At 70.2% G+C, this 13,478-nt stretch carries 7 protein-coding genes; 2 read left to right on the forward strand and 5 right to left on the reverse strand.

Going from position 1 to position 13,478, the window contains the following annotated elements; genetic code table 11:
* Positions 1 to 112: 112 nt before the first annotated feature.
* Positions 113 to 4,537, forward strand: a complete 4,425-nt coding sequence (locus tag J7520_RS17545; protein WP_291191159.1) for a glycosyltransferase — start codon at positions 113 to 115, stop codon at positions 4,535 to 4,537.
* Positions 4,538 to 4,543: 6 nt separating this feature from the next.
* Here the strand turns inward: J7520_RS17545 and J7520_RS17550 are convergent, their stop codons facing one another.
* The 5 genes from J7520_RS17550 to J7520_RS17570 all read right to left on the reverse strand — a co-directional run bounded on the left by J7520_RS17550 (position 4,544) and on the right by J7520_RS17570 (position 12,609).
* A complete protein-coding gene (locus J7520_RS17550) occupies positions 4,544 to 5,524 on the reverse strand; it encodes a class I SAM-dependent methyltransferase (protein ID WP_291191162.1) in 981 nt (326 codons plus the stop codon).
* Between the two features lie 50 nt (positions 5,525 to 5,574).
* Complete coding sequence (locus J7520_RS17555) at positions 5,575 to 6,360, reverse strand: NRDE family protein (protein WP_291191165.1); 786 nt, start codon at positions 6,358 to 6,360, stop codon at positions 5,575 to 5,577.
* Between the two features lie 136 nt (positions 6,361 to 6,496).
* Positions 6,497 to 9,013, reverse strand: coding sequence for a serine/threonine-protein kinase (locus tag J7520_RS17560; protein ID WP_291191168.1), 2,517 nt, complete (start codon positions 9,011 to 9,013; stop codon positions 6,497 to 6,499).
* Between the two features lie 126 nt (positions 9,014 to 9,139).
* Positions 9,140 to 11,329: a bifunctional (p)ppGpp synthetase/guanosine-3',5'-bis(diphosphate) 3'-pyrophosphohydrolase gene (locus tag J7520_RS17565; protein ID WP_291191171.1), complete on the reverse strand. Its 2,190-nt coding sequence runs from the start codon at positions 11,327 to 11,329 to the stop codon at positions 9,140 to 9,142.
* Between the two features lie 77 nt (positions 11,330 to 11,406).
* Complete coding sequence (locus tag J7520_RS17570) at positions 11,407 to 12,609, reverse strand: hypothetical protein (protein ID WP_291191174.1); 1,203 nt, start codon at positions 12,607 to 12,609, stop codon at positions 11,407 to 11,409.
* A gap of 259 nt (positions 12,610 to 12,868) precedes the next feature.
* Between J7520_RS17570 and J7520_RS17575 the strand changes: the two genes are divergently transcribed.
* Positions 12,869 to 13,336 carry a hypothetical protein gene (locus tag J7520_RS17575; RefSeq protein ID WP_291191176.1) on the forward strand — a complete coding sequence of 156 codons (468 nt, stop codon included), beginning with the start codon at positions 12,869 to 12,871 and terminating at the stop codon, positions 13,334 to 13,336.
* Positions 13,337 to 13,478: the final 142 nt, after the last annotated feature.

Below are 13,478 nucleotides of genomic sequence, written 5' to 3' on the forward strand. Positions count from 1 at the left end.
CGAGGCGCGCGCAGTGTAGCCGCGCCGCGTCGCGCGTGGCGAGACGGTTCGCGCCGGGCCGGCAAACTCGGCGATAATCACAAGGCTTGCGCCTTTCGTACACGGAGCCCGGATGCACGTCACGCCGATCGCCGCGAAGCCATCCGCCGGCGACGGTATGGCCGAACGACCCAGCCTCGAACCCGCCGCGCCGCCGTTGCGCGTGTGCGTGTACGCGGCCGACACGGCCTCGCCGGAACGGCTGGACGCGTTGCGCGAACGCCTGCCTCGGGCGGCGGCGTTCACGCTGCTCGGTACGCCTGCGGCGGCACCGGGCGCGCAGAACCTCGCGGACGATCCGCTGGAACTGCTGGCCACCGCCGCGCGCGCCTTCCCGCACGAGCATCTGATTCTGGTTCGCGCCGACCTCGACCTGCCGCGCTTCGCCGGCGAACGGTTGCTGCGCGCACTCGATCGACCCGACGTGCTCGGCGCCTTGCCGCTGACCGAATCGAGCCTCGACCCCGATCGCAGCGGCGTGTTGCGGACGGCCGCCGAGCACGCCGCGGACGCGCATCGCGTCGACGCGCTCTGCTACGCCTATTCCGCCCGCCGCATCGACGACGATGCGGATTTCCCCGACGCCCTGCCGGCCCTCTCCGCCTGGCACGGCGAGCGCCTCGCCAGACTCGGCGCGGACCGCCTGCGCGAGCGCGACGCGCTCGAGGCGGGCGGGCTGCGCGTGGTGCGCCTGGATCACCTCTACGTCGAAACCGGCGCTGCCGATGCTCCGGCACGCGAAGCGGTCGTGCCCTCGCCGCTCGATCCGTTGCGCGAGCAGGTCGCGGCCGCGCTGGCCGCCGGTCTCGCGCCGGCGCAGCCGGGGCTCGACGCCAAGCCCGTGCTGCTGCACGTGCTGCACGGCTGGGGCGGTGGCGCCGAGCGCTGGGTGCGCGACTACGCCGCCGCCGATTCCGCCGCGCATCATCTCGTGCTGATCGCGCGCGGACGCTTCAAGCACCGCCGCCACGGCGAATGGCTGGAGCTGCACGACGGCGCCATGAACGGCCCGCCGCTGCGCCGCTGGCCGCTGCCGCGGCCGATCGCCGACACCGCGATCGGCGACGCGACTTATCGCCGCCTGCTCGCCGGCGTGCTGCGCGACTACGGCGTCGACGCGCTGATCGTGTCCTCGCTGATCGGCCACAGCCTCGACGCGCTGCGCACCTCGCTGCCGCTGTACTGCATCGTCCACGACCACTATCCGCTGTGGCCGATCCTGCATCGCGATTTCGGCGATCCCGCCGTCGCCTTCGACGAAGCGCAGCGCGCCGCCGATCTCGCCGCCAACGGCGACGACGCGGAGTTCGCCGAACGCGATCCACGCCATTGGCGCCGCCTGCGCGACGCGACCGTCGCCGCCCTGCGCGAAGCCGAAGCGACGCTGATCGCGCCGAGCCGCTCGGCGCTGGCGAACCATCTGCGCCTGGCGCCGGAACTCGGCGCGCTGCCGGCGCACGTGATCGCGCACGGTCTCGCGCCGTGGCCGGACGGCAGCCCGCAACCCGCATCGCCGCCGCCGCGCGAGCGGCTCCGCCTGCTGGTGCCGGGCCGCATCCGCCGCGGCAAGGGCGCCGAACTGCTGCGCGCGGCGGTGCCGCGTCTGCGCGAACACGCCGAGCTGTTCCTGCTCGGCGCCGGCAGCGACGCGCACGCGCTGTTCGGCGAACACGGCCTGCACATCGTGCTCGACTATCGCCGCGACGAGCTGCCGCGCCTGGTCGGCGAAATCCGCCCGGATGCCGCGCTGCTGCTGCCGACCGTCGCGGAAACGTTCAGCTACGCGCTGTCGGAAATGCGCAGCCTCGGCCTGCCGGTGATCGCCACGCGCGTCGGCGCGCTGGCCGAGCGCATCGAGGACGGCGCCGACGGCTTCCTGGTCGACGCCGACGTCGAGGCGATCGTCGCGCGCGTCGACGCGCTCGCGCGCCGGCCCGATGCGCTCGCCGCCGTGCGCGCCCGCCTCGCCGGCCTGGCACCGGCCACGACCGCGGAAGCGGCGCGCGCGTACACGACCCTGCTCGACCTGCCGCCGCGCGCCGGCGTGCGCTATCCGCTCGATTCGACCGATGCCGCTTCGCTGCACGACGCGGCGCTCGCGCACACGCTGGCGCAGTTGCGCGAGCGCGAGCGCGACGCGCGCGCGCAGCTGGCGGTCGCGACCGCGGAAAGCGCGCGGCGCGGCGACTGGGGCCACGGCCTCGACCGCGAGCTTTCGGCGACGCACAAGCGGCTGAAGAAGCTCAACGACGCCCACGACGCCCTGCACGAGGAACTCAAGGACCGCACCGACTGGGCGCTGCGCCTGGACAGCGAACTGCAGGACGTCAAGCCGCGCTACGAACAGATCCTCGCCAGCACGTCCTGGCGCCTCACCGCGCCGCTGCGCCGCGCGAACGCGGGCGTGCGCAGCCTGCGCGCGAGCCTCGCCTACCGCGCTCTGCACCTGCGCAACATCGCCGGCCGCGTGCGCGGCAGCCTGGCCCAGCGCGGACTCGCCGGCACCGTGAAGCGCATCGCGCAGGAATTCGGTCGCGGCGGCGGTCCGGCGCCGGCGCGCGTCGTCTACGCCGAACCCAGCGACGACTTCGCGCCGTTCGCCGTGCCGAGCAGCACCACGCCGCGCGTCTCGATCGTGATCCCGGTCTACAACAAGATCGCCTACACGGTCGCCTGCCTGCGCTCGATCGCCGCGCACGCCGGCGCGACCGCGTTCGAGGTGATCGTCGTCGACGACGGCTCCAGCGACGCGACGCCGCAGCGCCTGGCCGAGATCGCCGGTATCCGCGCGCAGCGCAACGCCGAGAACCTCGGCTTCATCGGCTCGTGCAACGCCGGCGCGGCGGCCGCGCGCGGCGACTACCTCCTGTTCCTCAACAACGATACCGTCGTCACGCCGGGCTGGCTCGACGCGCTCGTGCGCTGCCTCGAGCAGGCGCCGCACGCCGGCCTGGTCGGCGCCAAGCTGGTCTATCCCGACGGACGCCTGCAGGAAGCCGGCGGCATCGTTTTCGACGACGGCTCGGGCTGGAACTACGGCCGCTTCGAGGATCCGGCCGACGCGCGCTACGGCTTCCGCCGCGAAGTCGACTACTGCTCGGGCGCGGCGATCCTGCTGGGCCGCGACCTGTTCGAGCGGCTCGGCGCGTTCGACCGCCGCTACGCGCCTGCCTACTACGAGGACACCGATCTCGCCTTCGCCGTACGCGATGCCGGCCTGAAGGTGTACTACGAGCCGGCCTCGACGGTCGTGCATTTCGAAGGCATCACCTCGGGCACCGACCTGGCCAGCGGCACCAAGCGCTACCAGGTCGTCAATCGCGAGAAGTTCCAGGACAAGTGGAAGGACGCGCTCGCCCGCCAGCCCGCGCCCGGCACGCCGATCGGGCGCGCGGCGACGCATCGCGCCGGCAAGCGCGTGCTGATCGTCGACGCGACCACGCCGACGCCGGATCAGGATTCCGGTTCGCTGCGCATGGTCAACCTGATGCGCGTGCTGGCCGATCTCGGCTGCCAGACCAGTTTCCTGCCCGACAACCGCGCCTGGGTCGAACGCTACACGGCCGAGCTGCAGGAGCTCGGCGTCGAGGCGCTGTACGGCGCGCACGCGGCCGATCCGATCGCGCTGCTGCGCGAACGCGGCCGCGAGTTCGACCTGATCGTGCTGTCGCGCCACTACGTGGCGGCGAGCTACGTCGGCCTGGTGCGCCTGTACGCGCCGCAGGCGACGCTGGCGTTCGACACGGTCGACCTGCACTACCTGCGCGAACAGCGCGCGGCCGAGCTGTCCGGCAAGCCCGAACTCGCGCGCCACGCCGCGGCGACGCGTGCGCAGGAGCTGAAACTGATCCGCGAGTGCGACGTGACGCTGGTGGTCAGCCCGGTCGAGCAGGAGCTGCTCGGCAAGGAAGCGCCCGGCGCGCGCGTGGAGGTGCTGTCGAACGTGCACGAGGTCTACGGCTGCCGCCGACCGTTCGACGCGCGCCGCGACCTGGTCTTCGTCGGCGGTTTCCAGCATCCGCCGAACACCGATGCAGTGACCTGGTTCGTGCGCGAGGTGTTTCCGCTGGTGCGCGCCGAGCTGCCGGAGCTGAATTTCCACGTGATCGGCAGCAAGGTGCCGGACGCGATCCGCGCGCTCGCCGACGAACACGTGCTGGTGCACGGCTACATCGAGGACATCGCTCCGTACATGGACGGCTGCCGCATCTCGGTCGCGCCGCTGCGCTACGGCGCCGGCGTCAAGGGCAAGGTCAACATGGCGATGAGCTACGGCATGCCGGTGGTGGCGACCACCGCCGCGGTCGAAGGCATGTACGTGCGTGCCGGCGAGGACGTGCTGGTCGCCGACGAGGCGGCCGCATTCGCCGCCGACGTCGTGCGGCTGTATCGCGATCCGGCGCTGTGGAAGCGGCTGTCGGCGAACGGCCTCGCCAACGTCGAACGGCATTTCTCGTTCTCCGCCGCGCGCGAAGCGCTGCGGCAGCTGCTGCCGTAGGGACCTTCAGGATTCCCGCACGCGGATCCACAGGCTGCCGCCGCCGTAGCCGTGCTCGCTGCGCACGGCCTCGCGCACGAGCTGCGGGAAGCGGTGGAACGCGTAGTTGCAGCCGAACTCGACGACGTAGCGGCGCGAATCCATCAGCAACGCGCGCACGAGGTACTGTTCGTTCCAGCTGCGGTTCTCCGTGAGCACCCAGTCCTTGGAATACTCGTGCGGCAGATGGATGTCGTGGATGTGCACGCGCACGCCGTCGGCCAGCCGCGGCAGGATTTCGAAGTAGATGAAATTGACGTCGCTGCCGGTCTTGGCGACGTGCGAGGAATCGACGAACAGCACGTCGCCCGATTCGAGCGCGGCGAATTCGGCCAGGTCCACGTCCTGCACCTTGGCCTGCAGCAGGCGCGACACGCCGGGAACGCCCTGCAGCAGGAATTCGCGCGGATACGGCTCGATGCAGGTGACGTCGAGCTGCCCGTCGAGGAAGCGGCGGTTCACGTCGGCGGCGAGCAGGGTCGAGAATCCAGAGCCGATCTCGATCACGCGCCGCGGCCGCCAGTGCCGCAGCAGCACGAAGTACGCGCGCGCGTCGAGCCAGCTGAACTGCGAGTTGCGGGTGAAGAAGTCGGTCAGCTGCGGCGACTCCTCCAGGGTCTCGGGATAGTCGTAGTCGGGCATGAAGCGCGGGAACGCGCGGCGCAGGATGTCCTCGTGCGAGGCGTCGTTGAAATCGATGCCGACGATCCGCGGCGAGTCCGGCCAAAGAAGGCTCTCGCGCTCGGCGAGCTCGGCGGTGTCGACGACCGGGGAATAGAAGTGTCCGTTCGGATGCGCCGTGGTCGTCGTCGAGACGGGCGCTTCCTGCGTCGCCGCGTCGGCTTCGTCCGCCGAGCCTGCGCCCGGCGCATCCGCCTCGACGGTGACCGGCGTCGACTCGGGCCGCGCGCCGCGCAACAGATTCTGCAGCCGCTCTCGCAAGACCATCCGTTCCCGCACCTCGTTCGTCCGCGCCGGCGCGCGCCGCTGCCGCGATACTACAGCGGCACGCCGACGAAGCCACCTTCGGCGCCGCCGCGCCAGAGCGATTCGCCTTCCGCGGCAGCGAGCGGACCGAACCGCCGCTCGCGCAAGGCGACGGTGCCGTCGCCGGCGCGAAGCACCAGGCTGCTCGCGCGCGTTCCGTAGCGCTCGCCGCGGATGAAGACCGGCGCGAGCACGCGCTCCAGCGCCTGGCCGACGCCGGTATCCGGCAAGGCCGCGTCCGGCGGCTGCGTCTCGTCGTACAGCAGGTCGAGCAGGCGCGCGTCGTCGATCGCTCCGGCCGCCGCGAGTTGCTCGAAACGCCGCTGCAGCCGCTCGGTCTTCGGCCAGTGCACGCCGATCGGACCATTGCTGATCACGTGCACGCCGGCACCGAGTTCGCGCACGCGGCGATCGCTGCTGCCGAGCGCGAGCGCGCCGGCGGCATCGCCGACGACGAGATTGAACGGCCCGAAGTCGGCGGTCACCGCGCGCAAGGATTGCAGATAGCGCTCCGGCGCCTCGTCGCCGAGCACGAAGTCGCGCACCAGGTCGCCGCGCGAACGCGGCGCCGTCGCCGGCACGCCGGTGCGCAGATTGGTGACCGCGGCGAAGCGGCCGTCGCCGCGCACGGCCAGCCACGATCCGCCCGCGACCAGATCGCGACCACCGACCACGCGCGCGTCCTCGCTCCACGGCTGCGACGGCGCGGTCGCGCGCGCGTGGAATTCGTCGCGGTTGCCGAGCAGCAGCAGCGGCGCTTTCGGTACGACGTCAACGGCAATCAGGAGCAGGCACATGGGGGGAGCGGTGATTGGTGATTGGCGATTGGTGATTGGTGATTTGGAAAAGACTGACGCGAATCGACGAGGCTCCCCGGAGACGGCAAGCTTTCAGGGTGAAAGCTTTGTCCAATCACGAATCACCAATCGCCAATCACGGCTTCTCCGCCAACGCCTGCACCCGCGCCTCCAGCGAAGCGAGGCGCGCATTGCCCGGGCTGAGTTCGCGCGCCGAGTTCAGCGCGCGCGCGGCGTCGGCGCGGCGGCCTTCGCCGATGCGCAGGTCGGCCTGGTCGAGGAAGGCGTTGGCGAGCTTCTCGCTCATCGAGGCGATGGCGGGATCGTCCGGCGCAATCTGCCGCACCGAATCGAGCAGGGCATGCGCGCGCTGCGGCGCGGCGTCGGTCAACGCCTGCGCGAACAATTCCTTCGCCCGCGCCGGCAGGCGCGCGATGCCGTCCAGCGCGGCGCGGTCGTTGCCGTCGATGGCCAGGGCGGCGCGGTACTTGTCGTAGGCGCTGTCGCCGGGCGGAATCATCACGTTGCCGGCGGCGGCCGCCGCGGACGCCTCGGCGACGAGGCGATGCACCTGTTCGGTCTGCGCCGGGGTCAACGCGGCGCGCTGGGCGCCGATCGCCAGACGCTCGCGCAGCTCGCGCAGGTTCACGCGCGCGGCACGCAGGTCGGGCAAGTCCGGCGCGAGTTCGGCGGCCTGCGCCAGCAGCCTGTCCGCGCTGCCGGCGTTGTCGTCTTCGATCGCCGCGCTGGCCTGCACGACGAAAGCCTGCGCGACCTTGCGCAGACCGGCCTTCGCGCGCGCGTTGGCCGGATCCTGTTTCAGCACCGCGCGGAACTGGTCGAGCGCGCCATCCTCGCCGCCGGCGATGCGGCCGGCGCGCAGCTGCGCCTCGGCGCGCGCGACGGTTTCCTCCAGCGCCGCGCGTTCGGCCTCGCGCGCTTTCGCGATCTGGCCGAGCAGATCCGGCAGGCCGGCGTAGGCCGGCAGGATGCGCGCGATCTCGTCGCTGCGCGCCGCCGCGGTCGCCACGTCCTTGGTCGCCAGCGCGTCGCGCGCCTGCGCGGCGAGCGCGTCGGCCGCCTTCTGCAGTCCGGCCTGCGCCAGCGCATTGTTCTTGTCGCCGGCCAGCACGCGCTGATACAGCTCGGCGGCACCGCCGCTGCCGCTGATCTTGCCGGCATCGAGCGCGTTGCGCGCGGCGGCGAGCTGGTCGGAGACCTCGTCGCCGTTCGACTGCCCCTGCTTCAAGGCCGCCTCGAGCCGCTCCACCTCGCTGCCGCCACCGAGCAGCTCGCGCGCGTCGCCGAGCGCCTGGCGCGCCGCGACCGGATCGTTCGCCTTCAGGGCCTCGTCGGCGCGATCGAGCAGCTTGTGGCCGACGGCGTCGAGACCGCGGCGAGCGACGTCGTTGTCGGGATCCTGCGCGCGCGCGGCGAGGAACAGCTCGCGCGCGCTGTCGTTGCCGGTCAGCTTGCCGGCGTCGAGCGCACGCTGCGCGCGCGATAAGGTATCGTTGAACTCGGTGCGCGGCAGCAGCGCGCGCAGGCGGTCCTGGTAGTTCCACGCGACCAGCGCGCCGATCGCCAGCACGGCGACCGCGCCGGCGGCGAGCAGGCCGTTGCGCGGCGCGCGCTTGCGCGGAGTGCGTCCGTTGCCGCCGCCGTTGCGCTCGGCGCGCACGCCGTCGCCGTCGAGCGCGGCGACGATCTGGTCGATGCGTCCGAGGCTCGGCTCCGCACGGTCCGCGCCGGCGGCCGGTGGCGGCGGTGACGGCTCGGTCGCGCGAAACGATTCCAGCGGCGTGTCGCGGCGGAACGCCGGTTGCGCGTGGTCGAGCTCGGGCAGCGCACCGTTCGCCATGCGCCGCTCGATCTCGGCGATCGCGACGGCGGCTTCCTGACCGTTCTGATAGCGCTCTTCCGGCTGCTTCGCCAGCAGCCGACTGACCAGCGGCTGCAGCACGGCGATCGACTCGGGCAGCGTCGGCACCGGCTGGGTGATGTGCATGATGCCGATCGCCAGCGAATCGTCGGCCTGGTACGGCACGCGTCCGACCAGCATTTCGTACAACACCACGCCGAGCGCGTACAGGTCGGAACGGCCGTCGACCGATTTGCCGCGCGCCTGCTCCGGACTCATGTAGTGCGGCGTGCCGACGACGGCGCCGGTCTTGGTCATGCGCAACGTCGAGTCGAGCGCGCGCGCGATACCGAAATCGGTCAGCGCGGCGGAACCGTCGTCGCGCAGCAGGATGTTGTCGGGCTTGACGTCGCGATGGACGAAACCTTTTTCCTGCGCGTAACCGAGCGCGCCGGCGATCTCGCGCGTCACGCGCAGCGCGAAGGCGGGCTCGCGCGTGCTGCCGTCCTTCGCCAGCACCGCGCCGCCGCCCAGATACTCCATCGCGATGTAGTGGTAGTCGCCGGCGCGGCCGACGTCGTGGATGCCGACGACGTGACGATGATGCAGGCGCGCGGCGATCTTCGCCTCGCGCAGGAAACGTTCTCCGAAGTTCGGATCGGCGAGCAGCGCCGGCGACATGATCTTCAGCGCGACCTCGCGGTCGACCGATTCCTGCACGGCCAGGTAGACCGTCGCCATGCCGCCGCGGCCGAGCTGGCGCAGCAGGCGGTAACCGGGAATCTCGATCACGTTGGCGTCATGTCCGCATGGGGCGGCGAGCCGCGTTCCGGGGTGGTTTTTCAGGATAGCACGCAGCCTGCGTGCCACGAGCGCGGACGCGGCCTGCCGGCCGGCGCAAATCCCCGCTCGGCCGGGCTAGCCGACGCGGCGCGCTTCGATCACGTTCGGCACGGCGAGCAGTTGGTTCAGGAGGCCGCTCAGCTGGCCGAAGTCGGCCACGCGCAGCGCGTAGTCCATGATCGCCACGCCGTTCTTCGCGTCGACGCGCGCGTTGACCGCGATCACGTGGGCGTTGGCCGCCGCGATCGCATTGCTGACGTCCTTGTGCAGCCACTTGCGGTCGTAGCCGCGCACGACGATGTCGACGTCGTAGGCGGCCTGCTTGCGCGTGCCCCACTCCACCGCGACCACGCGGCTGGCGTCGCGCTCGCGCAGCTTGCCCAGTTGGGCGCAGTCGGCGCGGTGCACCGAGACGCCGCGGCCGCGCGTGATGTAGCCGGCGATCGCGTCGCCCGGCAGCGGATGGCAGCAGCGCGCGAGCTGGGTCAGCAGGTTGCCGACGCCGTCGATGACGATCGCGCCCTGCTCCGCGCTCGGCACGCGCGTCGGCGGCGGGGGCGGCACGGTGCCGGGGTCCGGCGGCGGCGCGCTCAGTTCGTGCAGCGCGCGCGCGATCTGGCCGGTGCTGACGTCGCCGAGCGCCAGCGCCTCGAGCAGGTCGTCGAGGTTCTTCAGCTGGAAGCGTTCGGGCAGGCCGTCGAGATCGGCGTGATGCAGGGCGAGCCGCTTGAGCTCGCGGTCGAGCAGGGCGCGGCCGGCGGCGAGGTTCTGCGCCAGGTCGATGCGCTTGAACCAGGTGCGCACCTTCTCGCGGGCGCGATGCGTGGTCAGGAAGCCGTGGTGCGGCGACAGCCAGTCGCGTCGGGGTTCCAGCAGCTTGCCGGTCATCACCTCGACGCGGTCGCCGCTGCTCGGCTGGAAGCTCAGCGGCACGATGCGCTCGTTGACCTTGGCGCCGCGGCAGCGATGGCCGACGTCGGTGTGGATCGCGTAGGCGAAGTCGAGCACGGTCGCGCCGCGCGGCAGGTCGATCACCTGCCCCTTCGGCGTCAGCAGGTAGACCCGGTCCTCCACCACCTCGGTGCGGAAGCCGGCGAGCAGGGCCGCGTCGTCCTCGCGCGCGTCCTTGTTCTCCAGCAGCTTGCGCATCCAGGCGATCTTGCGTTCGAAGCTCGCGTCGCCGCCGCCACCCTCCTTGTAGCGCCAGTGCGCGGCCACGCCGAGTTCGGCGTGGCGATGCATCTCGTGCGTGCGGATCTGCACCTCGAGCGTCTTGCCCTCGGGGCCGATCACCGCGGTGTGCAGCGACTGGTAGTGATTGCCTTTCGGTCGCGCGATGTAGTCGTCGAACTCGCTCGGGATCGGCGGCCACAGCGCGTGCACGGCGCCGAGCGCGCCGTAGCAGGCGGCGAGATCGTCGACCAGCACACGCAGCGCGCGCACGTCGTACAGCTCGGAGAATTCGAGCCCCTTGCGCTGCATTTTTCGCCAGATCGAATAGATGTGCTTCGGCCGCCCGGCGATGTCGGCGCGCAGGCCGGCCTTGGCCAAGGCCGCGCCGAGCTGTTCCTTCGCCGTGGCGATCCACGATTCGCGATCGCCGCGGCGCTCGTCGAGCAGGTTCGCGATGCGCCGGTAGACCTCCGGCTGCAGGTAGCGGAAGGCCAGATCCTCCAGCTCCCACTTGACCTGCCAGATGCCGAGCCGGTTCGCCAGCGGCGCGTGGATGTCGGCGCTGAGCTGCGCCAGCGCACGCCGCTCGGCGTCGGGCAGACGCTCGGCCGCACGCATGCGCACAAGCTGGCGCGCGAGCAGGATGAAGACCACGCGCAGGTCGCGGATGATCGCCAGCAGCAGCCGGCGCAGGCCTTCGTTGCCGCCGGCGCTACTGCGGTTGGCGTGCAGCGCCCAGACCTTTTCCGCGGCCTGCTGGCCTTCGACCAGGGTACGCAGGTCGGGCGGAAACGCCGTGAAGTCGGCCTCCACCAGCGCGACGCCGTTCGCGGCGAGCGCGTGCAGCACGCAGGCGGCCTGCGCTTCCTCGCCGACGCCGAGTTCGTCGAGCAGGTCGAGCACCGCGACCAGTTCGACCTGCACCGGCGGCGGCATCGCGCTGCCGGCTGACAGGCGATCGAGCGCCAGGCGGCAGGCACGCAGCGCCGGCCCCGCATGCGCGGCGGCGCGCTGCTCGCTCGAAGCCCACGCCGCCAAGGCGGAAGCGACGTTGCCGGGCGAACTCACGGATTTGGCGGGGAGGTCGACCATGAACCATCGCTACCACGAAAATGCGATCGGCGCCCGCAGGCGCCGATCGGAGGACTTCCTTTACTGCGCGCTTCGGCTTATTGGTTGCCGCGCATCCAGCCGAAACCGCCAGAGGTAGGCATGAAACCGAACACGACATTGTCGCCGATGAACTTGTCCGCTCCTTCGCCGACGCCAGCGCGCTCCACCAGAATGGAGACACCGACCACGGGAGTCTCGAGAGTCAAATGGCCGCCCACGACACGTCGTTTGACGGCGACGTAGGAATGAACGACCGAGCCGGACAAACCACCCGCGGAATCAGAAATCTCCAGCGGCTTCCCGCCGCTCAGCGGCGTGAAGGTTTGCCCAGCACAAACGTTGCTGTCGAGCACGGCCGGAACGTCCGGAAGAACGCAGTATCCGTCCCCTGCATTGAGCGTGCTGTTGTTCAAGTACTTGCTGTCGAATGCGTCGCGGACCGTGAAGAAGAGCTGTCCACTGCTGTTGACGGTCCCGCCGGACGGATCGACTCCGTTCGCGGCAAGGGGCACGGGAGATTCAGACGTCTGCGGACCGAAGCGTACGTCGACCTGGAAGAAGTAGACGAGATAGGTCCCATCCGTATACGTCCAGAGTCTGCTTGCGCGGGTCGGGGTATTACCGCCTTGCGCGGACGGGCGCACAGCAGTCACGGCGGCACAGCCTACGTCCTCCACCACACGTGCAGGATGATTTGCGTCAGGACTGCATGGAGCGACGGGTACTTCGCTCCAGTCTGGAGCATCCCAATCGAAACCCACCGACGGAATCCAATTGATCAGTCGGTTGTAGTTTATTTCCGTCGCAGAATCGTAGCCGTTGTCGAAAATGCCTTCACGAGTGCTGCTGGCCATCGCACCATCAGCCGTGCTGCTCAAGCACATCAGGGACGTTTCCTGACTGGGATTCAGATGCAGCGAGCCATCGGTATACGTCAATGCCGGTAGATCACTGGACTTCGAAAAAACCCAGGATTGCGGCGGATTCATGGTCTGGTCTTCGTGCTTGACAACCAGATCCATCGGCGTGTTCGTGCCGCCGCCCGGATTGCCGCAGAACAAGAAGCCTTCGGTATAGACCGTCAACGTGCTCTCCGAAGCGCTGGATTGCACGTACGAAAACCCCACCTCAGGCACCGTCGGCGTCTGCACTTCCTGCGACTGCTTGTCGACGAACAGCACAGGTTCAGCATGAGCGACCGAGCCACAAGCGACCGCGCCGGCGGCCAAACCAACCATCCAACTCTTGACAGACGACATTCGGGAGTTCTCTTCCTGCTACGACTTTTTCGGTGGCTCCCGCACGCTCCAGAACCGAAGCCGCCGGGGGGAACTCGATCCACGAGGGAGTGGACCATCGCTCGCTGAAATTCCTCGTCGAACCTTGGCCCGACGAGCGTGCTACACTCAAATTCGCGCCATCGTACTCGTTTCCGCGCCCGAGCGCACCTGTTAACTTCGTGTAAGAACAAGGATTTTTGCGGCCGCGGTCACGAACCGCCCTGCAGCAGCCAAACCTATGCGCCCGATTTCCAGCCTCGCCCTGATCCTCCTGATCGCCGTCAGCGCGGTCGCCGCCCAGACCCAGTCGCCTACGCTCGAGGAGCGAATGTCGCAGGCCGACTTCCGCGCCGCCGGACTCGACAAGCTGTCACCGGAGGAATTGCAGCGGCTGAATGCCTGGCTGCAATCGCACGGCGGCACCCAGACCAAGTACGTGACCGCCAGCGGCGCGCCGGTGTTCTATCCGGACATGAACAACCGCGACGTGATCGAGACCCGCATCGCAGGCCTGTTCACCGGCTGGCGCGGCAAGACGGTGTTCAAGTTCGACAACGGCCAGGAATGGCAGCAGACGGAATCGGGCGCCTTCTCCGCCGGCGAGTTCAACAATCCGGCGGTCAAGATCAAGCCGATGATCCTCGGCAGCTGGCTGATGGTCGTCGACGGCTGCAACTGCAGCGTCCGCGTACAGCGCATCAAGTAGCCGGGAATGGCGCGTCGCCCCGCGAGGGGCCGCGTCGGCCGAAACCTGCTGAGGAACGCATGCCCGCGCGAGCGGGCATCTTTTTTGGGCAGTCGGCCCTCGGCCGCTGAAAGCCTCCCCCTCATGCGGAACCAGGTCCGAG

The sequence above is a fragment of the Dokdonella sp. genome (assembly GCF_017744955.1).
In the GTDB taxonomy this organism is placed as follows: Bacteria; Pseudomonadota; Gammaproteobacteria; order Xanthomonadales; family Rhodanobacteraceae; genus Dokdonella_A.